The organism is Nostoc sp. CMAA1605, from assembly GCF_021596505.1.
Lineage (GTDB): Bacteria > Cyanobacteriota > Cyanobacteriia > Cyanobacteriales > Nostocaceae > Trichormus.
Map to the genome: position 1 here is coordinate 32,188 of NZ_PJIZ01000021.1, position 24,131 is coordinate 56,318.

Consider the following 24,131-nt stretch of genomic DNA (forward strand, 5'->3'; position numbering starts at 1 on the left):
TTGCTAGCTATGCAAAGTAACAGTAATTTGTCCACAGATGCCCAAGTAAAATCCTTCCTTGGGAAACATAACATACTAATTCGTAATGTCTATATAGTTACAACTCAAAAACAGTTTCACTTTTGACTACCCAGTCCCTAGTTTTCAGTACCTAGTTATGAATTCCCAAGTCATCGAGTGCGGTTTTTTTCACCGTCTTTTAGTTTCATTTACAACAGTTGCACTGTTATTTACCCTGACTGGTTGTACTTCTCAACAAAGTCAATCTAGCAACTCAGCAGTAGCTTCATCTAATACGGGAGCCAATTCAGGCGAGTCAAAAACACTAGTTTTAAAAGTTGGTTTTATCAGTTCTGAGAGTAAATTGCCTATTGGCCCGGAGGGTTGGGCGTTGCAAAAAGGAACTTTAACACCAGGACTCAAAAGCTTGGGTGTAACGGAGGTCAAATTTATTCCCTTTGTGGGTGGGCCAGCACTCAATGAAGCTTTAGTTAGTGGTCAATTAGACATGGGTTTGTATGGAGATACCCCAGCTTTAGTTGGTAAAGCAGCAGGTTTACCGACGCGATTGATTAATCAAACCAGGGTGGGTCAAAACGCTTGGTTAATTACTAATAAAAATGGGGCGCGCTCAATTGCTCAACTCAAAGGGACAAAAATTGGTGTAGCTAAAGGTACTTATCCCCATCGATATCTCATGGGTTTGTTAGATAAAGAGGGTTTGACTAAGGATGTGAAAGTAGTACAAATTCCGTCTGCGGATGCTAGAGCTGCATTAGAAAGGGGTGATATATCTGCCTATCCATTTGCGACGGGAGCAGGGCCAACATTAGTGTCTCAAGGCTTTCCAGTCATTGACCAAGCTAAAGATCATCAGGGATTAGTTGGTACGGGAGTAAGTGTCGTCACAGAAAACATTCTGGCTCGTCATCCAGAATTACCGCAAAAGTGGAATCAAATTAGGCTCGAAGCTTTGCAGGATATTAAAGCCAATCCAGAGGCATTTTATCAGTTTGCCGCACAAGCTAGCGGCAATGTGCCATTGGCGATCGCTAAAGAATCCTATCCAGTAGAACTTTATCCCACAGAACCTTTTACCCCAGAAGGATTGCAACTTTTAAATTCCACCAAACAGTTTCTTGCTAGACAGAAATTGTTGAAATCAGATTTTGAGATCAAAGATTGGCAAATTCCCAATCCTTAAAAGTTTTTACAAGTGTTACTCTCGCATCGCCGGGGAAGCTCCGCCCTTCCCCTTTTCTTAATTCTATAAGGAGTAAATTTCATGAATAGTTATACTCATCAAGATACGTCTCATATTGATTTAATCGCTGATGTCTTAATTATTGGAGGTGGGCCGGCTGGAACTTGGGCAGCTTGGAGTGCAGCCAGCAGTGGTGCAAAAGTCGTTTTAGTAGATAAAGGTTATTGCGGTACGAGTGGCGCAGCCGCCGCTTCTGGAAATGGAGTATGGTATGTTCCACCAGACCCAGAGCAACGGGAAGCAGCAATGGCTAGTCGGGAAGCAATGGGAGGCTTTTTAGCAGACCGGCATTGGATGACTAGGGTATTAGATCGCACCTACGACAACATTAATTATTTGGCAGATGAAGGTTATCCTTTCAGTGTGGATGCTAATGGCCAAGTCATCCGTCGTTCCTTGCAAGGCCCTGACTATATGCGCTTTATGCGGAAGAAAATTAAGCAAGCAGGAGTGAAAATATTAGACCATAGCCCAGCTTTAGAGTTGCTCTTAGATGTAGAAGGTGCGGTGGCTGGAGCTAAAGGGGTGAATCGTCAATCTGGCGAACCTTGGACAGTCAAAGCTGGGGCAGTTGTCATTGCTACAGGTGGTTGTGCTTTCTTGAGTAAGGCTCTTGGTTGTAATGTCTTGACTGGAGATGGTTACTTAATGGCGGCTGAGGCGGGTGCTGACTTCTCTGGGATGGAATTTTCTAATGCTTACGCCATTTCTCCAGCTTTTTCTTCTGTCACCAAGACTCGGTATTATGATTGGGCTTCTTTTACCTATGAAGATGGTACGGTAATTGAAGGTGCAGGTTCTAAGCGTGGTCGCTCTGTAATTGCTAAAACACTACTGACTCAGCCAGTTTATGCTCGTCTTGACCAAAATATGGATGAAGCAACAAAAGCCTGGATGCGAGCCTCTCAGCCTAACTTCTTTGTAGCTTTTGATCGTGCTGGTATAGATCCCTTCACACAGAGATTCCCCATCACCTTGCGTTTAGAAGGAACTGTACGCGGTACTGGTGGGATTCGGATTGCAGATTATACCTGTGCTACTTCAGTCCGTGGACTTTATGCGGCGGGAGATGCAGCCACTAGAGAGTTAATTTGTGGTGGCTTTACAGGTGGTGGTAGTCACAATGCCGCCTGGGCAATGTCTTCTGGCTATTGGTCTGGACAATCTGCTGCTGATTACGCCCTCAGTTTGGGAGAACAAGCCAAACAACGCAGTGTCAGGGGAGTTGGGGAAGCGGGATTACGTGGTGAAGGTAACAATAGATTCTCAGCAGATGAAGCGATCGCCGCAACTCAGTCTGAGGTTTTTCCTTATGACCGCAACCTGTTCCGCAGTTCTACAGGGTTAAACGCATCTCTGGAAAAACTGGATAATCTCTGGGAAGAAATCCGCCATAGTCACACACCAGATGATACTCAAATTGTGCGATCGCGGGAAGCTGCGGCAATGGTAGCTACTGCTCGTTGGATGTACAACAGTGGTTTGCAACGTCAAGAAACTAGAGGTATGCACAAACGCATGGATTACCCACAACAAGACCCCAATCAGCAATATCGCCTGCTTAGTGGGGGTTTAGATCAAATTTGGGTGAAACCTGAGTCTGTAGTTGCTCATCGGGAATTAGTTACTGTGTGATTTTGAGAAATTGAGGAATCTTTAGGACTTTTGTAAAAGGAAGGAATCAGGCTTTTGTCTTGTTTCTTCCTTTTTTTTCAACGCAAAGGGGCGCACAGTTGTGAAATTATTATCTCAATTGAGGTTGAATTTGAATTTTGATCTACCTGCTTTTAGATCACGTAATTATCGCCTCTACTTTGCTGGACAAGCCTTCTCAATGACTGGGAATTTCATGACGCAAGTAGCGGTGCTTTGGTTGATTTATCAATTGACTGATTCGGCTTTACTGTTGGGTTTAGCTGGATTTTTTGGTCAATTACCAGTGTTTGCACTAGCTCCAATTTCAGGAATTTTAGCCGATCGCTACAACCGTCATCACCTGTTGCTCATGCTTCAGATTGTGGGTATTTCTTTATCAATAATTCTCACAGTCATCACATTTATGGGTGGTGCAAATTTTTGGACATTGCTGAGTTTTAGCGCATTGTTGGGCGTACTCAAAGGGTTGGATGTTCCTGTACGTCAGGCATTTGTCAGTGATATGGTGAGCCGGGAACTTATGGCAAATGCTATTGCCTTAAATGCCGCTTTTCTTCATACTGCACGCCTCATTGGCCCTGCTCTGGGTGGTATTATGATTGCTCAATTGGGCGCAAGTTATTGCTTTTTGTACGATAGTCTGAGTTATCTTTTGGCTATTTGGGCAATCTCAGCAATGAAAATTACATCTAGAAACGTAGAAATACATAACAGCAATACATGGCATAAATTACAGGAAGGGTTTCAATATGCTTACCGTTTCTTGCCTGTGCGTTCTATTCTCTCATTATTAGCATTAACCAGCTTAGTTGGTATGTCATATACAACACTGCTACCCATCTTTGCAGTAGAAGTTCTAAGCGGCGACTCGGAAACCTTGGGTTTTCTCTCAGCAGCAGCAGCGATGGGTTCAGTGTTGGCGTGTGTCTATCTGAGTTTTCGCCAAAACGTGGCAGGTTTAGAGCGTTTAATTGCTTTTTCTCCAGTTTTTATGGGAATTGGCTTCATTCTTTTCTCGGTATCCCAAGTTTTCTGGATTTCCCAATTAGCTTTAGTTCTAGTTGGTTGGAGTTCTACCCTTCAGGTAGCTGCTAGTAATACGGTGTTGCAATTTATTGTGGAAGACAGCAAACGGGGAAGGGTGATGAGTTTTTATGCTATGTGTTTTATGGGTATGGCTCCTTTCGGTAATTTATTAGCAGGAACCTCAGCTCATTATTTGAAAGCTCCGAATACACTGATTTTGGGCGGTATCGTTTGTATTGTGGGTTCGGTGCTATTTCTACAACAGCTACCCCAGATTGTGAAGTTAATGCACTTGGGGAAAAATCAAGTGGTGACTAATTAGGTTAGTGATGAGAGCGATCGAACAACCGGTGAGGTTCATTTTTTCAAGGTAAATGACACCCCTTTCTGATCTGGCGCAATCTTTGGTATTCATTTAGTTAATCTAACAATTAGGTGTACATATTCCAAAAAGAATGTATAATAACTAAACAACGGTAACTCGACCGATAAAGTGTAATATACCATAAGCCAAACATTGGTACTTGCCAGTCAAATTCTCTAAAGTCGCAGTTATCAGGACAGCTTGCTTTTGTATTATTGGTCTGATTTGGGTTGTGCAAGCTTAAAACCTGCGTTCAAAATCACTACCAGGACAGGATTTTATGAGCAATATCCAACTTTACTTTGCTAAAGCCTCTACTTTCTCGCAACGTACCCGTGTAGTTTTACTAGAAAAAGGTATTGACTTTACCCCGATAGAGATTGATTTACAGAATAAACCAGAGGGTTACGCGCAGATTTCCCGCTATGGTAAAGTTCCAGCGATTCAACATGGGGATGTTGTGATCTATGAATCTGCAATTATTAATGAGTATTTAGAGGAAGTTTTTCCCGAACCGGCATTATTACCCCATGATCCGGCAAAAAAAGCGATCGCTCGCATCTGGATAGACTACGCCAATACTCGCCTTGTCCCAGCTTTTAACAAATTTCTCCGTGGTAAAGATAGTCAAGAACGGGAACAGGGAAAACAAGAGTTCACAGAAGCACTTTTATATCTGGAACAAGAAGGATTAGGTAAAGGTGATTATTTCTTAGGTGATCAGTTTAGTCTCGTTGACATCAGCTTCTATCCCTGGTTTGAACGTTTACCACTCTTGGAACATTTCCGTCAATTCACACTACCAGCAGAAACACCACGTTTGCAGACATGGTGGAATCTGGTACGCGATCGCGACTCAATTCAAGCAGTAGCTAATCCTGTGGACTTTTATCTACAAAGATTTGCCAATATTTTGGGTGAACCTGTTCCCGTTGGAGCAAAGTAAAAGGTAAAAATCTTTATGGTTTTCTGCCTTGTGAGTATTTCATACACAAGATAAATGGGGATGAACTATGAGCTTAAATCAAGTTCTAGACAGACCGATTTCCCAAACACTGCCATATGTGGAGGCTGAACTTACTTACCTCGTCCCGATGGCGGAAAAGCTCGTTAACTATACCTATGAACCGCCAGCAGGCATTCTCCGCAGCAATGGGACTTATCAGGCGCATAAGTTACCTATTTATAATGCTCGTTCCATCGCAAAAGATATCTCTTTAGATAAAGAAGGCTTTGGATTTACTCAACATCAAACTCAGGTGCATAACTTTTATGATGAAGAGGAATTACGCCGCGTTTACTATCTTGAAGCCGAGCAATTATTAAAAGAGGTGACAGGTGCAGAGCAGGTAGTGATATTTGATCACACCTTGCGGAATGCTACTCAATCCAAGGCTAATGAGAATAGCATTAAAGAACCTGTCAAGCGCGTCCATAATGATTTCACAGCCAAATCTGGCTATACTCGCGCTCGTTTAGAATTAGCGACACGGGGAATAGACAATATTGATGAGCTTTTACAGCGACGGTTTGCGATCATTAATGTTTGGCGTGCGATCGCTCACGCTCAACCCATACAAGAATCACCATTAGCCGTGTGTGATGCCCAAAGTATTGCACCTACAGACCTTGTAGCTGGTGATTTAGTATATCGCGGTCGCGTCGGTGAAACCTACGCCGTTACTTATAACCAAGAACACAAATGGTTTTATTTTCCGCAAATGCACAGGGACGAAGCCTTATTTATCAAGTGTTTTGACTCTGCAACAGACGGACGCGCTCGGTTTGCTGCTCACACAGCTTTTGAAGACCCAACCAGTCCTTCAGATGCACCGCCAAGAGAAAGTATAGAGTTGCGGACACTCGTTTTCTATCCCGATTAGTAGTGTTTTTTCTACCTGCTGTTATACAAACTTTGGAGAATAGACATGGGTTACAAACATATAGAGGTTAAACCTACTTCTGGGTTCACTGGTGCTGAAATCAGTGGCGTGAATCTTGCAAAGGATGTGCAAGATGAGGTAATTGCCGAAATTCGCAAAGCATTATTGAAGTGGAAGGTTGTGTTCTTTCGCAATCAAAACATAGATCATGCTGCACAGATTGCCTTTACATCTCGTTTTGGTGAAGTTACCTACGCACATCCCCACGAAGATGAGCCAATAGATGGCTTTTCTCAAATCTTACCCATTGACCGCAGCCGCTTTGAACGACGCAATGGTATACAACGTTCTAGCTACGAAAGCCGTTGGCACACTGATGTGACTGCGGTTGTTAACCCTCCTGCGGGTTCAATTTTGCGTGCGGTTAACGTTCCTAGCTTTGGTGGTGACACACAGTGGACTAATTTGGTTGCAGCTTATGAGGGTTTATCAGAACCTCTACGGAAATTAGCTGATGGATTAAAAGCTGAACATCGGTTTAACGCACGTTTGCGAATACCTAGTAATAGCAAATATGCCCAACGTATAGCAGCTAATCCCCAAGTTTCAATTCACCCAGTGGTGCGCGTTCATCCTGAGACTGGTGAAAAAGCATTGTTTGTAAACCCTGGCTTCACTTCACACATTCTCGATGTATCACCACAAGAAAGCGAACTGCTGCTTGAGTTGTTCTTTAAACAAATCACTAAACCCGCCTACACTACCCGCTTCCGGTGGAATAATGGTGATATTGCCTTCTGGGACAACCGCGCCACCTCGCATTTAGCACCCCAAGATTTAGATCATATAGAAGTTGAGCGCGTACTCTATCGCACTACCATTACGGGTGATATTCCAGTCGGGCCTGACGGGTTTAAATCACAAATAGTTGAAGGTGAACCATTAACTAGTGATTTACCAACAGTCCTGAAGCAAAAATCTGAAAAGGTGTTAGCAGAACCAGCACTCAATTAAGTTGGAAATTATAGCGTTTCTCAATTCAAAGAAGTACACATACAAAAAGTCAGGTATATTTCAATTAGCTGGGAAACGCTATAAATCCGCACCCTCGCAATAGGTAAGCTAATCAGCATTTAAGTTGCATAAAGCTAGGGCTAAAGCCCTTACTACAAGCGAATCAGTCTGAAAAAATGAATGACGATTAGCTTATTCAGAAAAAAAGTGTTTTTAGCAATACAATCGGGTTGTCCTTTCGTAGCTTTTTGATAGTGTTGGGCATCCTTACGGTTCTTTTATCTGCCTTTGTTTTGTCATTCCATAACATTACAGTACGAGTTTTGTTTTCCGAACATCTCGTACTGGGTTTCTTTTTACTTGGTGGATATGTAAAACCGGATCTACCGAATTCTTTCTTACTAATGTTTATGCGAATGTTATTAGTAGTACCACTAATGGCATTAGTAGCATTTAAACTATATCCATCAGCCCTGACAGAATTGCGAGACTTGTTCAGCCGAGAAAGGAGGGATATTTTATTTCAAGCTTTTGGCTGCGGGATACTGATGTTTGTGTATATTGCTTTACTTTATGTTGCTATTGGCTTAATTCCCACTGGAATTGCCCTCACCTTATTTTTTACCTATCCTATATTTACGGCTCTTCTATCTTGGAAATTTTTTGGCGATCGCCCTACATGGTTATGTTGGCTGGTAATGGCTATTATTCTTATAGGTAGTGTGCTGACAGTACCTCAATCTTCTACTACCTACAGTAACCAGTCTATTAACATTGGTATCATCACAAGTGTTAGTTCTGGGATAGTTTACGCTTTTTATAACATCATTGCCCAAAAATGCTTAACTAGATTTCATCCAGTTCCCTTTACCTGGATTAGCTTTGCCTCTACTCTCATACTTTCTGGTGTTTGTTTATTGTTTTGGCCGTCTACCGGCACGCAACTCGATTGGACACCTTTGTGGATTGGCAGTATTTTTTCTGGTTTAGTCAGCTTTATTGGACACACAATGAATAATGCCGGAATTCGGATGATTGGCGCAACTACCGCCTCAATCATTGGTTCTAGCAGTCCAGCATTAACAGCGTTAGTTGCATGGTTAACAATTAGCGAAGCGTTAAATGCGACACAAAATGTGGGAATTGGGATTGTAACTTTCGGAATTGCGCTGTTGAGTGGAGAAAAGTGGATTAAATCATTGAATATGAGGAGTTAATCTCATTTAATTTTTGGGAATTCCCTACAAGTTCAGTGCATAACCATAATCATCTGACTTTTAACGAAAAGTTGTATTCAATGCGATCGCAATTTGTCGAAACACCTCACTAGCTGGGGAAGCTTGTTCACTGATGGCGATGGATTTCCGCTATCCCCACCGCTACAAATGCGCGAATCAATGGGGATTTGTCCCAGTAGAGGCGTTTGTAATTCGGCTGCGAGTTGTTCACCGCCACCACTACCAAAAATATAGGTGCGTGAACCACAATCCCCACAAATTAAATAACTCATATTTTCCACAATCCCCAGCACAGGCACACCGACTTGGCGGAACATATATATATTACGTCGGACATCTGCAACAGCTACTTGTTGCGGAGTCGTCACCAGAATCACACCACAAATTGGACTTTCTTGAATAATCGTAATTTGAGCATCACCTGTACCTGGAGGTAAATCTATCAATAAATAATCCAATTCGCCCCATTCCACATCATTGATAAATTGGGTAATAATTTTGTGCAGTACAGGCCCCCGCCAAGCCAAAGGACGATTTTTTTCTGCTAGTAAACCCACCGACATTAATTTAATTCCCTGCACTTCTAAAGGTAAAAACTTCTCACCTGTAGGAGTCTGAATTACTTCCACATCAGCTTGTCCTAAACCCAACATTTGCGGCACATTCGGCCCATAAACATCCGCATCTAATAGCCCAACTTTTGCCCCTTGTAAACTTAAAGCTGCGGCTATATTTACGGCTGTAGTTGATTTACCAACACCACCTTTACCACTAGAAATTCCCAGAGTTATTTTCACCCCAGGAATTGTACAAATTTGAATATAAGTCTTTTTGCACCAAGATAAAGCTGATAATTTAGCTTCAACTTCTGTTTGTAATTGCTGCTGATGAGAACCAATATATAAACGCAAGTAAACGTAGTTATCAACTATACGGAGATTCCGCACCATTCCCAAACTTACAATGTCATTTTTTAAAGTAGGTTCAATAACTTGTTTAAGGAGTTTGACGACTTCTTGCTGATAAGAATTAACTTCTGCTTTTACCATTATTGCCAAACCTCTTAAAAAGTTTTATAAAACCACAGCAGACTAACTTTAAAAACACTCTGCGTGTCTCCGCCTTTACTTCTCGTTACTCTGCGTTAAAAACAATATCTGTTTGTATCTTGTTAATCGCTCGTTGCGCTTGAATAGCAACTTCCCTATCAGGATCATCTAAAGCTTGTTGCAGAGGGATGATCACATCAGAATGAGCCAAATTACCAAGAGCAATTACAGCTTCTTTACGAACATCTGCATATTCATCTGCTAAAGCTTGAATTAATTGCGGCATAACTTGAATATCTGAAATTTTTTGTAAAGCTTGTGCTGTGGCTTTCCTAACTTGCCAATGTTCATCATTTAAAGCAGTTTCTAAGGCAAAAATTGCTTGATGATTTGCGTGAATAGCTAGAGATTTAGCGGTATTACGCCGCACTTGCCAGTCATTATCATTAGTTAGTGCTTGACTGAGTTTAGTAATTACTTCTACATCTTGTAAATGCCCTAAAGTTAAAGCCGCAGCCCGCCGCACAACTGCTGAATCATCAAAAATTAAATCTAAAGCTTCAGGACAGGTTTCTAGTTGGTTAAGATATCGCAATGTGGTAATCGCTGTTTCTCTTAACTCAGAATTATCTGATTGTAAAAATGGTAATATATAGGGTAAAGATTGAATATCATGAATTTTACGCAACAGCACTAAAATATTGAGTTGTGTATTGATATCATCAATTTGGAGTTTATCTAATAAAAGCAATAAATCATCTGGACTAACTAACTCATTTAAGGCTGATGCAGCTTCACTCCTAATATCTTCATCTTGTGAACTCAAGCATTCTATTAAAGCAGGAATTGCCACAGAATTAGCAATTTCCCAAAGAGCAGATATAGCTATTTTCTGGACAGCTACACTTTCATCTTTGAGGGCGATAATTAAAGCATCAATTGTCTCTTCTTCGCCGAGATGTTGCAAGGTTTTAACAGCTACTAAACGCTCATTTACATCAGGCGATCGCAACATTTCCAACCATTGATTTAATTCAGAATCAGCACTTATAGACACCTAAATCCTCTCCACAACTCTTACTCTCCGCGCCTCTGCGCCTCTGCGTGATATATCTTAATAACGACCTAATTACCGCAACAAAAAAGGAATCTGCACCGTAATAGCATTAGTAGGACATTCCTTTTCACAGGGTAAACAAAACCAACACTCGTCATATTTCATATAAGCTTTCCCCGTCTCTGGATTCTTAGCCAACACATCTAAAGGACAAACTTCAATACAAGCCGTACATTTTTCCAAACATTTTGATTCATCAACAATGACAGGAACATCTACCCTCTGATTTATTAAAGCCATAAAACTCCTATTTGATTTTGTAACTAAACAGTTAATCGATAAAATAGATGAGGTAAATTAGCATGGATAATTTCACGCTCATACTTAAATCCCAACTTTTCCATTACTCTTTGCGAAGCTTGATTTGTCGTGAGCGTAAAGCAAACTATATCTTTTAATTTCAGCAACTCAAAACCAATTTTCAAGATTTGCTCACCCATTTCTGTAGCCAACCCTTGACCCCAAAATTTATCCATGAGTGCATAAGCTAATTCCACTTCATTAATACCTTCTACACTAGTATTGCGAAGTCCAGCACGACCAACAAATTGATGATTATTCTTGTCTCGAAATACCCATAAGCCAAAACCGTAACTTTGCCAATGATGTAAGTTATTGAAAATAAATAGCCGTGTCTCTTCATCAGAACGCACACCGCCTAAAGTAGCCATAACTTTTTGATTTTGGTGCATTCGACAAAGTTCATGCAAATCCTGGAATTGTAGCCGTTCTGCTAGCAGACGAGATGTAGAAAATGTTTCTATTATCTGCATACTTTTGATTATTTTAACTATCACTTTACAGCTACATTGTATAATTCTTTGTCAGTATCCACTTTGACAATGTAAGGTTCTACAGGACGCTTAAATAAGACCATTTGTCCTGATTCATCTTTCTTTAAATTGACATGACAGAACCATTCATCATCATTTTTTTCTGGATAATCTAAGCGGTAATGATATAGTCCCCAGCGAGTTTCTTGGCGATATAATGATGCTCTGGCGGCCATTTCTGCACAGTCTCGAATAAAATGTACTTCCAGAGAACGCATTAATTCATGAGGGTCACGCGCACCCATTAAATCTAATGTTTGTTGATATTGGACAAAATGTTTTAAGCCAATTTCGATTTTGTTACCTGATTTGGGTGGTTGGAGATAATCATTAACTAAGCGTCTGAGTTTATATTCTACCTGGGTATGAGGTATGCCATTTTGTCGAGTTAATGGGGCATAAATTCTGGCTTTTTCTGTTGCTAAAAACTCGGCATCTGGTTCGATAAAATCTAAATCTTGGATATATTCAATGGCATGAGTTCCGGCTATGCGACCGAAGACAAAAGCCCCAATCATATAATTATGAGGAACGCTGGCCATGTCGCCGGCTGCATATAAACCGGGGACTGTAGTTTGGGCATTTTCATTCACCCACACGCCAGAAGCACTATGACCGCTACATAAGCCAATTTCAGAAATGTGCATCTCTACGCCGTGGGTGCGATAATCTTCATTTCTGCCTTGATGAAAACGTTCTCTACTTGGTCTTTCATTCGCCCAAAGTATAGATTCAATTTCGGCAATTGTATCTTCATCAAGATGGGTCATTTTGAGTTGGACTGGCCCTTTTCCTGAGTTTAATTCTTTCCAAATTTCTAACATCATTTGTCCACTCCAATAGTCGCAACTAATGAAGCGATTTCCTTCTGCGTTGGCTGTATGTGCGCCAAAAGGCCCGGCGACATAGGCGCAGGCAGGGCCGTTGTAATCTTTAATTAAGGGATTAATTTGAAAACATTCAATGTTGCTGAGTTCTGCGCCTGCGTGATAAGCCATTGAATAGCCATCGCCAGCGTTGGTAGGATTTTCATACGTGCCGTAGAGATAGCCGGAAGCGGGTAAGCCTAGTCTGCCACAGGCACCTGTACAAAGAATGACGGCTTTGGCTTGAATGATGATATAGTCGCCGTTTCTGACATCAAATCCAACTGCACCAACAGCACGTCCGTCTTTGACTAAGACACGGGTAGCCATGACACGGTTTGTAACTTTGACTTTGTGGCGTTTGACTTGGCGGGTGAGAATAGTTTTCAGGTCTTTACCTTCTGGCATGGGTAAAACATATTTACCCACACGATGCACTTGTTTTAAGTCATAGTTACCTTGGGCATCTTTTTGAAACTTCACGCCCCAACTTTCTAATTCTTGAATGACTTCGTAACCTAATTTACCTGTTTGATAGACGGCTTTTTGGTTAAGAATGCCATCGTTGGCGAGGGTGATTTCCCGGACGTACTGTTCTGGTGTGGAATGGCCGGGGATGATGGCTGTATTGACTCCATCCATCCCCATTGCGATCGCACCACTCCGGCGGATGTTAGCCTTTTCTAATATCAGCACATCTGCATCAGGATTTGCCTGCTTGGCTTTAATACCTGCCATTGTGCCAGCCGTACCGCCGCCAATGACGAGTACATCAGTTTTTATCTTTTGAGTATTGATATCCATAGTTTTTGGGGATTGGGGATTGGGGACTGGGGATTGGGGACACTTCGACAAGCTCAGTGCTTCGCTGGGGACTGGGGATTGGGGATTTCTCCCCCTGCTCCCGTTCGGCTGACGCTCACGGCGGAAGCCTGCCCCCTGCCCTCTGCCTTATTTCTTGCCTTGCCAAACGATGTCTTTTACTTGAATTTGCTTGGGAATGAGTTTGATTTTGTAAAATGTGTCGGCAATATCTTGTTGTTTGCTAATTATTTCATCGGTTAACGGCAGAACCCCGTACTGTCGGCGTTTCTCGGCAACTTCCAAGGCGGCGGCGGGAATGCCTAATTCTGGTTCTAGAAATTTAGCTACCTCTTGGGGGTTGTTGGCTGCCCATTTATCGACTTTGGTGACTTCATCTAAAAGGGTTTTCAACACCTCTGGGTGAGAACTTACAAAGGCTTGACTCGCCAGATAGTAGCCCCGATTGGGTGCTAAATTTGTGGCATCTGTGAGAATTCTTGCACCTGTAGCCTGTTCAACTGCTGCTAAAAAAGGGTCCCAAATTGCCCAGGCATCAACGTTACTACCTTCAAAGGCTGCACGGGCATCTGCGGGGGTGAGATAGGCGGGTTTGATGTCAGTGTAGTTTAGTCCAGCTGCTTCTAGGGCTTTGACTACTAAGTAGTTAGTGTTAGAACCTTTAGCGAAGGCGACTCTTTTACCTTTGAGTTCCGCTACAGTTTTAATCGGTGAATCTTTCGGCACAATTATGGCTTCGGCTTTGGGACTCCAAGGATCGTAAGCTATATACAGCAATGGAACTCCTCCAGCTTGGGCAAATATAGGCGGTGCTTCTCCTGTATAACCAAAGTCGATACTACCTGCATTCATGGCTTCTAGCATCGGTGGCCCGGCGGGAAATTCTGTCCATGTCACCTTTGCCCCAGCAGCAGTTAAAGCTTTTTCTACATCTCCCTTGGTTCTCATCGTGTTGAGAATAGTAGCTGCTTTTTGATAACCAATACGAACTGCAACACCTTGTGTTGTGGGACTGGAGTTTGTTGTGGGTGTGACGGCAGAGTTGTTTGTATTGCCAGGGGAACAAGCTGAGACAACAAAGCTTAAACTTAGTCCCAAGGTAAAACAGCAAATAAGTTGATGAATTCTAGATATCTGATAATTCTGAAGGAAGTTTTTGACTCTCTTCATCCATTGAGGCGATACAAACTGACTCCACATAAGCACAGTGATTACATAACCACAATAAATACTACGATATTTTGAGCGATTTGCCGTACTTTTGTGGTAAAATATTCACATAGATAAATAGCTACAATGATTTGTAATTCCTGACTACCACTAAAAATATGTCTACTGGTAAAAAACTGAGTCTGACAGATGATTTGTACCAATATCTGTTGTCTGTATCCCTGCGCGAACCGGAAATTTTATTACAACTGCGCCAAGAAACTGCCAATCATCCCCGTGCAAATATGCAGGTGGCACCAGAACAAGGGCAATTTTTGGCATTTTTGGTACAGTTAATTAGTGCGAAGAAAACTTTGGAAGTAGGTGTATTTACGGGTTATAGTTCTTTGAGTGTGGCTTTGGCATTACCCGCAGATGGTAAAGTTGTAGCCTGTGATGTCAGTGAGGAGTTTACGTCTGTGGCTCGTCGCTATTGGGAACAAGCGGGAGTAGCAGATAAGATTGACTTGCATCTTGCGCCAGCTACGGAAACTTTAGAACATTTATTAGCTCAAAATCAAGCAGAAAGCTTTGATTTTGCCTTTATTGATGCTGATAAGGAAAATTATTATCGCTATTACGAACTAGCATTACAGTTGGTTAGGCCTGGTGGTTTAATTGCGATTGATAATGTATTGTGGTCTGGAAAAGTAGCTCAACCGGAAATACAAGATACAGCTACCGTCGCCATTCGGGAGTTTAACAGTAAGCTAGCCCAAGACGATCGCATAGATATTAGTTTGATTACGATCGCAGATGGGCTAACTTTAGCACGTAAACGGCATTAAGCTTGGGGATTGGGCATCGGGCATTGGGCATTGGGCATCGGGCATTGGGCATTGGGGAATTGTTTATTCTTCTCAACTCCCTTGTCTCCCCTGCCCCCTGCCTCCTCTGCCCCCTGCGAATATTAATATGCAAATTAAAGCCTAATTCTGCGGTTTTTCGGGAATAACTGGTAACTTTGGTTGTTGCTGTTCTTGCTGTTGTTTTAATTTTTCCTGGGCAATGGTTTGATTAGTTTGTGCTATGGTGTTTTTCGGATCTAGTGCTAATGTGGCTGTAAATGCAGCGATCGCATCTTCTAATTTGCCTAGTTTTAATAAAGCTATCCCTTTCCCTAAGAGGATATTCGCATCTTTGGGTGTGAGAGTGTCGGCGCGATTGTAGGCGGTGAAGGCTTCTTGGTAGCGTCTGAGGTTCAATAGCACTACGCCCCGGTTATACCATCCTAGAGATAATTCTGGATTGATGCCAATGGCGCGATCGGCTGAGGCTAAGGCTTCTTGATGGCGTGATAAATGCCATAGAATTACACTCCGATTCGCCAAGCTATTGGCTAGTAGTGTATTTTCTGTAGATTTACTATTTTCTATAGCTTTATTATATGCCGCTAGTGCTTCTGGATAGCGTTCTAAACTTTTGAGGATTCTTCCTTTATTAAACCAGGCTTGGGCATATTTAGGGTTAATAGTTGTAGCGCGATCGCTATTAGCAATAGCTTGGGAATATCTACCTAAATACCATTGGGTGACGGCGCGATTGTTCCAGGCTTCGGCGTAGTTGGGATTGAGGGCGATGGCGCGATCAATTGAAGCTAATCCTTCTTCATAGTTACCCATTCCCGCTAACGCAATTCCCCTTTGTTCCCAAGCTAGTGCGGGAGTTGTATTACCCCATCTGTTATCACCTTGGATGGCTTGGTCACTGGCTGCTTGAGCTTCTTTATATTTGCCTAATTTATTCAATGTGGCACTTTGATGAGCTAATGCCAAGGAATAGTTAGGGCTTAATTTTACGGCAAATTCAAAGGAAACACTAGCCTGTGCGGGTTTATCGACGCTGGCTAAAGCTTCGCCGTGGGTAAGCCAGATATCTGCATCCTTGGGATTCATGGCTATGGCTTGATCAAATGAGGCGATCGCTTCTTCTATTTGACCATTTTTTTGTTGTGCTAATCCTTTGTGATACCATGCGATCGCCGGTGAACTATCGCCCCAATTTTGATTAGCTTTGATGGCTTGATCACAGGTTTCAATTGCTTCATATAATCTTGCTAAGTTTGTTAAAGCTTGGCATTTACCCACCAAAGCTAAAGAGTTTTGCGAATTCAGATTTAATGCTTGGTTAAATGAGTCTGTAGCTTCCAAGAATTTGCCTAATTTACTTTCGGCAATCCCCTTATTATACCAAGCTAGTTCTGCTGTAGTATCACCCCAATTACCATCAGCACGCAAAGCTAAATCACAGGCTGCATTCGCCTCGGCATATTTATTTAAATTTAACAATGCTTGACAGCGTTGGGCGATGGCTAAGGCATATTTTGGTTGCAGACGCAAGGCGCGTTCTGCTGATACTAAAGCTTCGCTATATTTGGCTTGTTTAATTAAAATATCGGTTCTTAGTACCCAAATATCAGCATTTTCCGGTTTAAGTGCAATGGCTTGATTACAAGCTGCGATCGCTTCTTCGTATTTCTTTTCCTCTCCCAAGAGTTTACAAAAACTTTCCCAATAATCAAAATCTTTTAGTTCTAGTTTTTCTTGGGCTAATAAGGCTGTGGGTATCAGCCCAGTGATCAATAAAAATATGAAGCTGAGTAAATAACCTTTGCGGAAAAATATTTTGGAGAAAGATGAATTAGATTTTATCTGATTGGTGAACTCCACCACCGGAACATAGAGTTTTAATGCAGGCTTGTTATTTGGTGTTGGTAAATAGTAGAGTCTTTCCCTGGTGAGTGTCCGCCGCTTTTGGGTTTTGGCGAAGAATTTTTGCATATAAATTATGAAAAATTAAATTTAGTTAATTTTATTTACAGCTAATATAGCTGAAATGCAACACAGATAAAAATATAGCAAAATTCAGGAATTAATTGATACTATGCAAACATTTGCAAACATCAAATATGACTAGGGCTAGAACATGACAAAATGCAGCCAAATACGATAATCAAGTAGGAAAAATTTTAATCAAAATTTATGAATCCAGTTATTTCAATTGTGATTCCCGTTTATAATCGGGAGCATTATCTTGATGCTGCTATTGCTAGTGTTTTAGCTCAAACTCGGTCAGATTTGGAATTACTGATTTGGGATGATGGTTCTACAGATAATTCTCTAGCCATTGCGCGTGAGTATGAACGGTGTGATCATCGGGTGCGGGTGGTAGCATCTAGAAATCAGGGAATGAACAAGGCTGTAAAAGCAGCGATCGCCCAAACTCGTGGTAAATATATTGGTTGGGTGGATAGTGATGATTTGTTAGCACCCACCGCATTACAAGAAACAGCTGCGGTGTTAGATACAAAATCGGATATTGGTTGGGTGTACACCGATTATTTAGATATTGGTACGCAAAATAATTTTCTGAGTTATGGTTATCGTTGTCTCATTCCCTACAATAGTGAAGAACTGTTAAATAAGTTTATGACATTTCACTTCCGATTAATGCGGCGGGAAGTGTTTGATTTAGCTGGGGGAATAGACACAGATATACCATATGCAGAAGACTATGATTTATGTTTGCGTCTGTCGGAAGTCAGTCAAGTTGAACATATTTTTAAACCACTATATTATTATCGTCATCATTCAGAAAATTTATCTATTAAATATACGGCTTTACAGGCTAAATATGCTCGTAGAGCGGTAGAAAAAGCCAAACAACGACGTAAATCGCAGAAAGCCAAAACCAGTTTAGTTAGTATCTTTTTATTATTGGGGTTATGTCCTAGTATTGCTCAAGCACAGTCCATTACACCAGCTAATGATGGTACTGGGACGATTGTGAATCATCAAGGCAATCAGATTGATATTAGTGGCGGGAGTTTGAGTAGCGATCGCGCCAATCTTTTTCATAGTTTCTCACAGTTTGGTTTGGATAGCAATCAAACGGCAAATTTCCTATCCCAACCATCTATTCAAAATATTTTAGGGCGTGTTACGGGTGGGAATGCTTCCTATATTAACGGTTTAATTAAAGTCACAGGCGGTAATTCTAACTTATTTTTAATTAATCCTAATGGGATTATTTTCGGCAACCATGCTAGCTTAAATGTTCCCGCCTCATTTACCGCCACTACCACCAACCATATTGGTTTTAGTCATAGTAATAGTTACTTTCATACCCAGGGTTGGAATGATTACGTTAATCTGCTAGGAACACCTAATAGTTTTGTATTTGATGCGAACGCCAACGGGACAATTATTAATACAGCTAATCTGGCTGTGACACCAGGTAATAACTTAACTTTATTAGGTTCTACTGTTGTCAGCACAGGGGAACTTTCCGCGCCAGGTGGAAAGATTAATGTTGCTGCTGTCCCTGGTTCTAGTTTAGTCCGTCTGAGTATACCTGGTAATCTTTTAAGTTTAGAAATTCTGCCTCAGTCTACTAATCTCAATAATTACCAAAATTCCCTAGCAAACCTTTTGACTGGAGGCGGTGGAAATCATGCAACACAATTAATAGTTAATCATCTTGGTGAAGTAGAATTAGTTGGTTCTGGTTTACCAGTGAATCGCAATGATGTAGTTGTAAAACACGCCAATGCTCAAACAGTGAGTTTGCTAGCCAATCAGAATTTAATATTACCAGAAACTAAAATTACAACGACAAATAATTTAAATCTACTAGCGAATAATTCTGTTATAGTGCGTGATACTACCACAAATAATGTTTCTATAATTGCAGGAAATAATCTGTTACTACAAGGTAATGCAGGGATTGATATATTAGCTATTAATCATCTCAATCGCACAAGTTTTATTAGCGGCGGAGATTTAACTTTAATCAGCAATGGCAAGATTTCTCTAGATACTCACTTTGCTAGTGGCGGTAAGTTTTCTATTCTTAATAATCAGGGTAATCGGGGTAATTTTATCAGTCTTTATGACCCAATTATTAGTGCTAATGGTGATGTTACCTTTGGTGAATACACTGGCCCCGCTTTAAAAGTAGAATCTACAGGTAGTATTACAGCAGGCAACATTACAATTAATAGTCCAGATTTTACACTTTGTCCATATGGTACTTGTTCCGCCGATGAAGGTATTTTAGCTAATGAACCTGCCTTAATTTTAAGAGCTGGTTTGAGTAGTTTAGAATCTACTGCTAACGTTCCTCCTGATACCACAGAATCGGGAACTGTCTTTAGCAGCACTGGTAGTTCGTCTACACCAGCTAATATTATAGTCGGAGATATTGACACTAGCACAAGTGCATCTAGTTTCATTTATCAGCTTGGTGGTAGTGTAATTTTACAATCTGTGAGTGGAGATATTTCCACAGGTGAAATTAATTCTTCTGCGAGTTTCTCTGATGAAGTACCGGCTGATGTCATAGCTGGTTCAGTTGATATTCAAGCTTTTGGTAATGTGACAACAGGTAATATTAACTCTTCTACTAGTGATTCTAATTCAGAGAATTTGACTAGTGGGGCAATTAATATTGAAGCTGGTGGTAATGTAACAACAGGTGATATTGATTCATCATCCAGCATGATGAATTCTGCTAATCTTACGGCGGGCAATATTAATATTACATCTGGAGGAGATGCTTCCATAGGGAATATTAATACGTCATTAACTAGTCCCAATTCTGGTTTTTCTGATAATAGTATTGCGGGTTCCGTGAGGATTACAACTACAGGTAATCTCACAACCAATATCATTGATGCTTTTGCCAATAGTGGCGGCTACGGTGCGATGACAGCAGGAAACATTAATTTACTATCAAGTAAGAATATCACCTTTACTAGTATTAATACTCAAGCTCAGACGATAGGTTCTGGTGATGCTAACGCCGGAAATGTGAGTGTTTTAGCTAATGGAGTCGTCAAGGGATTAGGAGAAGTGATTGATAGGGACTTTCCAGGAAATACTATCTTGACTGCGGGAGATAGTATTTCCGGTGAGGTGGAAATTCAACATGATGGTGGCGTTGATAATGTACCATTCACAGTTGGTGATGCTAGCGAAAATGGTACATCAGGTGGTATTAGTACAGGCAGTTCTGAAATTACCCCAAGTTCACCAGTAAATACATTTCCGGTTTTAGAAAATGGTGGAATAGCTAGTGATACTCCGAGTGGAATTAGGATTATATCTATTAATAGTCCGCCGACTGTCACCGCCAATAATAATATTCCCAGCACAGAAGTAAATAAGTCGATAACATTTAATTTTGGTGATTTAAATGTTACAAGTGATGATGCCAATCTAGATAACCGCACCATAACTTTTACAGCATTAAAAAGCGGCACATTAACATTAGCAGACGGCACAATCATCACACCAGGAACAACCCTAGATGCAGATACAACGTTAATCTACACACCGCCAACTGATGCTACTGGTGACATTACAGCCTTTAGTATTACAGCTAGCGATCGCGTTTCTGTTTCATCTGAGCAAAATATTAATGTTCAAGTTACACCAACACCTGCGCCAACACCCGCGCCAACACCCGCACCAACACCCGCACCAACGCCCACACCAACGCCCACACCCACACCCATAATTCCAGACAATTCTCCTAACCCTGCAACCTTAGAAAAAATTTCTCCCACCTTTCCTACTGTCGTCACTCCACAGGCGGTGGTGAATCAAATCGTTCCCGAAATTGATGAAAAATTCACGAATCAAATTCAGCAATACTTGGGTAAAACATCTCTCCCTAGAATTGCCAACACCAATACAGCCCAGAACATCTTACAAGATATTGAAACGGAGACGGGTGTAAAACCCGCCTTAATTTACGTGAGTTTTGTACCGCAGATTTCTGCTAATCCCAATCAAGCTGCAAGCAACAAAGCCCTAGAAATTCAATCTCCCGATGATCGCCTAGAATTAATCGTAGTCACATCTAAGGATAAACCAGTCCGCAAAGTTTTACCCATCACGCGATCGCAAATATTAGCTGTGGCGAGAACATTTAAAAGCCGCATCACAGATCCTAGCCTGCGAAAAGACTATATAGAATCAAGCCAGCAATTATATGAATGGCTAATTCAACCCATCGCCAATGAATTACAACAATATGGTGTCCAGAATTTAGTATTTATCATGGATAGCGGCTTGCGATCGCTACCCATCGCCGCCCTTTACGATGGTAAACAATATCTCGTCGAAAAATATAGCGTCGGCTTAATGCCCAGTCTCAGCCTCACCGATACCAAATATGTAGATGTGAGAAAATCCCAAGTTTTAAGTATGGGTGCATCAAAATTCACCAACCAGCAACCTTTACCAGCCGTACCCACAGAATTAAACACCATCACCCCCCGCCTGTGGGCGGGTAAATCCTTCCTCAACGAAGCCTTTACCCTGAAAAATCTCCAAACCCAACGCCAGCAAACACCCTTCGGGATTATCCACTTAGCCACCCACGGTGAATTTAAACCAGGCGCGCCTGGTAACTCGTATATTCAACTGTGGGATACACAATTGCAAATGGATCAAATCCGCCGACTGGGTTGGAATGATCCGCCTGTAGAATTAGTAGTATTAAGTGCCTGTCGTACCGCCCTTGGGGATGAGGAAGCCGAGTTAGGCTTTGCTGGTTTTGCAGTACAAGCCGGTGCTAAGTCAGCCTTAGCTAGTTTGTGGTATGTCTCCGACGAGGGGACATTAGGTTTAATCAGTGAATTTTACAACCGCTTAAAAAACCGCCCCCATCAAAGCCGAAGCCCTCCGCCAAGCCCAGGTTGCAGCCCTCAAAGGGGAGGTACGTTTACAAAACGGTAGATTAGAAACTACCAGGGGAGGTGTAATTTTACCCCCTATTCTAGCCGAACTAGGCGACAAAGATATCAGTCATCCCTATTTTTGGTCTGCCTTTACTATGATTGGGAATCCTTGGTAGTCACGTCGCTTTGCTCCGAATTCAAAATTCAAAATTCAAAATTCAAAATTAAATACCCCACGGATGAATCCGGGGGCTTGAATTAATGATGTTTCACTTTTTTCTTCTCCATAAATTTAGGGGCTTATATCCTTATTTTTCCTTAGTCAAAATAATCGCTCAATGTTAATTCAAGATCCAGGGATTCGAGAATGTGTTAAACAAATTACTCAGGAGTTAATAGGGGGATATGAAGCAGAATTTAAATGAAGAAAAAACCCGATTTCAAAGCGATAACCCATCAAAACGCTTGGGATACATAGCGGAAAACTTATCCAGAGTTAGAACATTTTCTCATACTGTTGACAAAGAAGCAGTTGAAAGTTTAGTGGATGAAACCATATGTTTTATTGAGTGGACAGCCCCAGAAATTAAACCGGAATATGCAGAAGAATTAGTTAACATTCAAGTTGAATTAGCACGGTGGAAATTAAAGTTTGATAATCTTTGGATTGATGATAGCGAACGTCAAAAAATGGAGGAACAATCTAGTGCTTGGTCAGAACAAGTCTTAGATATGTCTGGATTACAATCTCAGTTCATAGCATAATCATCAATCCATTTGTACAGAAATAACTAATCGTATCCATCGATTATTTTCCCAACTGATTGGGAATGCCTTCACAACCGCCAGGAATTGTGCTTCTGGTTTTTTCTCCACCCCAAGCGCAGCAGTAATAACGATTAGCATCAGACATTCTCTGTACGTTGCTAAAATCAGCGTTTTCTACTACTGCACCCGTGTGTTCGCCAGTCTCATAATCTGGGGGTTCGGTGCGGCTGCGGGGTGAAGCGGTTTCTAGTGAGCCGTAGAATAGGCGTACACCATTGAAGTCAGCACCGCTTAAATCCGCATCATATAAAATGGTGCGGGAAAGGTTGGCTTTGACTAAATCGCAACCACTGAGGTTAGCGCGGACAAGATTGGCTTCACTGAGATCAGTCCAGCGTAAATCTGTGTTAGCAAGGTCGGCTGCTGCTAACATGACACCTAAATCTATCACCCGCACGCCTTCTAAACGGTCTTCTGCATAACCGCCAACACCGTTGAGGATGGCTCTACCAAGACGACGATCGCGTTTTAGGGGTGTGAGTAATTTAGAACGGGACAAGAAACGCAGAATTTTCGCTTTCCCACTACCATCAACACTACTAAAAATTGCTGCCGTCCGACCTTCTGCGATCGCTCTTTCTTGTGGCCAGTCTTCTAGTAATCCTTCGTCATCTAACACCAAGTCAGAAACGCCTTGAAAATAAGAATCGATGGTTTGTTGTTGGGTAATAATATTTTGCTGCACCGTTAGCAGATTTTGCTGAATTGTCAAGTCTTTAGAAATAATGTACTGTCGCCAAGCCACAAACACAGCAATAATCGCAATCAAAATTTGTCCCAATGCGCCGAACCATTCCGCCAAAGTTCCCGAAGCATCCCAATTAACCCGTTTACCCCACAGTAGCAAGCGATCGCTCACACCAGTAAATTTCAACGCCCCAATGAACGCGACTACTAACCCCATTAAGGCAATAAATATAGTTCTATTCTGCTCAGATAGCCGTTCCTGAACTATATACTTGATCCAAGGCCAAAGGATTAACAAAGATAGTAGCAACGTTAACACCGTTCCCACCACACCGATAATCCCATTATTCACAGCCACGCCAACACAAGTCATGGCGATCGCCACCACAGTCATTAACAATGCTCTAGGCTTAATTGTTAATTGAGGCTTGCGGCTAATAGAAAAACTAGAACGAGCCTTTTGTAAGGCTGCGGTATTTTGCGGAGATTGCAAAGACGAAATAGCAGCCAAGGCTTGCTGTGTAGCCAGCGTTTCTGAGGTCAGGCGATTTTCCTCACCTGGACTTGCACCATCAAAATCATCTGGTT

At 41.6% G+C, this 24,131-nt stretch carries 19 protein-coding genes; 11 read left to right on the forward strand and 8 right to left on the reverse strand.

Features of this window, described 5'->3' with window-relative positions:
- Window positions 1-157: 157 nt before the first annotated feature.
- The 7 genes from CV014_RS10150 to CV014_RS10180 all read left to right on the forward strand — a co-directional run bounded on the left by CV014_RS10150 (window position 158) and on the right by CV014_RS10180 (window position 8,424).
- Window positions 158-1,204, forward strand: a complete 1,047-nt coding sequence (locus CV014_RS10150; RefSeq protein ID WP_236141911.1) for an ABC transporter substrate-binding protein — start codon at window positions 158-160, stop codon at window positions 1,202-1,204.
- A gap of 81 nt (window positions 1,205-1,285) precedes the next feature.
- Entirely contained in the window at window positions 1,286-2,899 is a 1,614-nt protein-coding gene (locus CV014_RS10155; RefSeq protein ID WP_236141912.1) for an FAD-dependent oxidoreductase, read from the forward strand.
- Window positions 2,900-3,029: 130 nt separating this feature from the next.
- On the forward strand, window positions 3,030-4,268 hold the full coding sequence (locus tag CV014_RS10160; protein ID WP_236141913.1) for an MFS transporter: 1,239 nt from the start codon (window positions 3,030-3,032) through the stop codon (window positions 4,266-4,268).
- Window positions 4,269-4,590: 322 nt separating this feature from the next.
- Window positions 4,591-5,256, forward strand: coding sequence for a glutathione S-transferase family protein (locus CV014_RS10165; protein WP_236141914.1), 666 nt, complete (start codon window positions 4,591-4,593; stop codon window positions 5,254-5,256).
- A gap of 67 nt (window positions 5,257-5,323) precedes the next feature.
- Complete coding sequence (locus CV014_RS10170) at window positions 5,324-6,193, forward strand: CmcJ/NvfI family oxidoreductase (protein ID WP_236141915.1); 870 nt, start codon at window positions 5,324-5,326, stop codon at window positions 6,191-6,193.
- Window positions 6,194-6,238: 45 nt separating this feature from the next.
- Window positions 6,239-7,207: a TauD/TfdA dioxygenase family protein gene (locus CV014_RS10175; RefSeq protein WP_236141916.1), complete on the forward strand. Its 969-nt coding sequence runs from the start codon at window positions 6,239-6,241 to the stop codon at window positions 7,205-7,207.
- 254 nt (window positions 7,208-7,461) lie between these two features.
- Window positions 7,462-8,424 (forward strand): DMT family transporter, encoded by a 963-nt coding sequence (locus CV014_RS10180; RefSeq protein WP_236141917.1) that lies wholly within the window; start codon window positions 7,462-7,464, stop codon window positions 8,422-8,424.
- Window positions 8,425-8,501: 77 nt separating this feature from the next.
- Here CV014_RS10180 and CV014_RS10185 read toward each other — a convergent pair whose 3' ends face one another.
- The 6 genes from CV014_RS10185 to CV014_RS10210 form a co-directional block, all read right to left on the reverse strand.
- A complete protein-coding gene (locus tag CV014_RS10185) occupies window positions 8,502-9,494 on the reverse strand; it encodes an Mrp/NBP35 family ATP-binding protein (protein WP_236141918.1) in 993 nt (330 codons plus the stop codon).
- A gap of 85 nt (window positions 9,495-9,579) precedes the next feature.
- Window positions 9,580-10,551, reverse strand: coding sequence for a HEAT repeat domain-containing protein (locus CV014_RS10190; RefSeq protein WP_236141919.1), 972 nt, complete (start codon window positions 10,549-10,551; stop codon window positions 9,580-9,582).
- 72 nt (window positions 10,552-10,623) lie between these two features.
- Window positions 10,624-10,851, reverse strand: a complete 228-nt coding sequence (locus tag CV014_RS10195; RefSeq protein WP_053455107.1) for a 4Fe-4S dicluster domain-containing protein — start codon at window positions 10,849-10,851, stop codon at window positions 10,624-10,626.
- A gap of 23 nt (window positions 10,852-10,874) precedes the next feature.
- Window positions 10,875-11,384 (reverse strand): GNAT family N-acetyltransferase, encoded by a 510-nt coding sequence (locus CV014_RS10200; RefSeq protein ID WP_236141920.1) that lies wholly within the window; start codon window positions 11,382-11,384, stop codon window positions 10,875-10,877.
- 20 nt (window positions 11,385-11,404) lie between these two features.
- Complete coding sequence (locus tag CV014_RS10205) at window positions 11,405-13,114, reverse strand: fumarate reductase/succinate dehydrogenase flavoprotein subunit (protein ID WP_236141921.1); 1,710 nt, start codon at window positions 13,112-13,114, stop codon at window positions 11,405-11,407.
- Window positions 13,115-13,261: 147 nt separating this feature from the next.
- A complete protein-coding gene (locus CV014_RS10210) occupies window positions 13,262-14,332 on the reverse strand; it encodes a sulfonate ABC transporter substrate-binding protein (RefSeq protein WP_236141922.1) in 1,071 nt (356 codons plus the stop codon).
- A 128-nt stretch (window positions 14,333-14,460) separates the two neighbouring features.
- Here CV014_RS10210 and CV014_RS10215 point away from each other — a divergent pair, with 128 nt between their 5' ends.
- The gene (locus tag CV014_RS10215) at window positions 14,461-15,129 is read left to right on the forward strand and encodes a class I SAM-dependent methyltransferase (RefSeq protein WP_236141923.1); all 669 of its coding nucleotides are present in this window, start codon (window positions 14,461-14,463) and stop codon (window positions 15,127-15,129) included.
- A gap of 141 nt (window positions 15,130-15,270) precedes the next feature.
- Here the strand turns inward: CV014_RS10215 and CV014_RS10220 are convergent, their stop codons facing one another.
- On the reverse strand, window positions 15,271-17,121 hold the full coding sequence (locus CV014_RS10220) for a tetratricopeptide repeat protein (protein ID WP_236141924.1): 1,851 nt from the start codon (window positions 17,119-17,121) through the stop codon (window positions 15,271-15,273).
- 201 nt (window positions 17,122-17,322) lie between these two features.
- Here CV014_RS10220 and CV014_RS10225 point away from each other — a divergent pair, with 201 nt between their 5' ends.
- From CV014_RS10225 to CV014_RS10230, 3 genes are all read left to right on the forward strand, one after another.
- Window positions 17,323-22,086: a CHAT domain-containing protein gene (locus tag CV014_RS10225; RefSeq protein ID WP_329608364.1), complete on the forward strand. Its 4,764-nt coding sequence runs from the start codon at window positions 17,323-17,325 to the stop codon at window positions 22,084-22,086.
- A complete protein-coding gene (locus CV014_RS30370; RefSeq protein ID WP_329608365.1) occupies window positions 22,016-22,204 on the forward strand; it encodes a CHAT domain-containing protein in 189 nt (62 codons plus the stop codon). The genes CV014_RS10225 and CV014_RS30370 overlap by 71 nt, the downstream gene beginning before the upstream one ends.
- Window positions 22,205-22,433: 229 nt before the next feature.
- Window positions 22,434-22,793, forward strand: a complete 360-nt coding sequence (locus CV014_RS10230) for a hypothetical protein (RefSeq protein WP_236141925.1) — start codon at window positions 22,434-22,436, stop codon at window positions 22,791-22,793.
- Between the two features lie 43 nt (window positions 22,794-22,836).
- Here CV014_RS10230 and CV014_RS10235 read toward each other — a convergent pair.
- A partial coding sequence (locus CV014_RS10235; RefSeq protein ID WP_236141926.1) for a pentapeptide repeat-containing protein occupies window positions 22,837-24,131 on the reverse strand: 1,295 nt, incomplete at its 5' end.

Excerpts from the sequence above, each read along its gene's own strand:
- CV014_RS10215 (WP_236141923.1), top strand. The coding sequence starts at position 14,461 with ATGTCTACTGGTAAAAAACTGAGTCTGACAGATGATTTGTACCAATAT.
- CV014_RS10185 (WP_236141918.1), bottom strand. The coding sequence starts at position 9,494 with ATGGTAAAAGCAGAAGTTAATTCTTATCAGCAAGAAGTCGTCAAACTC.
- CV014_RS10210 (WP_236141922.1), bottom strand. The coding sequence starts at position 14,332 with ATGTGGAGTCAGTTTGTATCGCCTCAATGGATGAAGAGAGTCAAAAAC.
- CV014_RS10150 (WP_236141911.1), top strand. The coding sequence starts at position 158 with ATGAATTCCCAAGTCATCGAGTGCGGTTTTTTTCACCGTCTTTTAGTT.
- CV014_RS10225 (WP_329608364.1), top strand. The coding sequence starts at position 17,323 with ATGAATCCAGTTATTTCAATTGTGATTCCCGTTTATAATCGGGAGCAT.
- CV014_RS10195 (WP_053455107.1), bottom strand. The coding sequence starts at position 10,851 with ATGGCTTTAATAAATCAGAGGGTAGATGTTCCTGTCATTGTTGATGAA.
- CV014_RS10220 (WP_236141924.1), bottom strand. The coding sequence starts at position 17,121 with ATGCAAAAATTCTTCGCCAAAACCCAAAAGCGGCGGACACTCACCAGG.
- CV014_RS10170 (WP_236141915.1), top strand. The coding sequence starts at position 5,324 with ATGAGCTTAAATCAAGTTCTAGACAGACCGATTTCCCAAACACTGCCA.
- CV014_RS10155 (WP_236141912.1), top strand. The coding sequence starts at position 1,286 with ATGAATAGTTATACTCATCAAGATACGTCTCATATTGATTTAATCGCT.
- CV014_RS10165 (WP_236141914.1), top strand. The coding sequence starts at position 4,591 with ATGAGCAATATCCAACTTTACTTTGCTAAAGCCTCTACTTTCTCGCAA.
- CV014_RS10205 (WP_236141921.1), bottom strand. The coding sequence starts at position 13,114 with ATGGATATCAATACTCAAAAGATAAAAACTGATGTACTCGTCATTGGC.
- CV014_RS10175 (WP_236141916.1), top strand. The coding sequence starts at position 6,239 with ATGGGTTACAAACATATAGAGGTTAAACCTACTTCTGGGTTCACTGGT.
- CV014_RS10200 (WP_236141920.1), bottom strand. The coding sequence starts at position 11,384 with ATGCAGATAATAGAAACATTTTCTACATCTCGTCTGCTAGCAGAACGG.
- CV014_RS10230 (WP_236141925.1), top strand. The coding sequence starts at position 22,434 with ATGAAGCAGAATTTAAATGAAGAAAAAACCCGATTTCAAAGCGATAAC.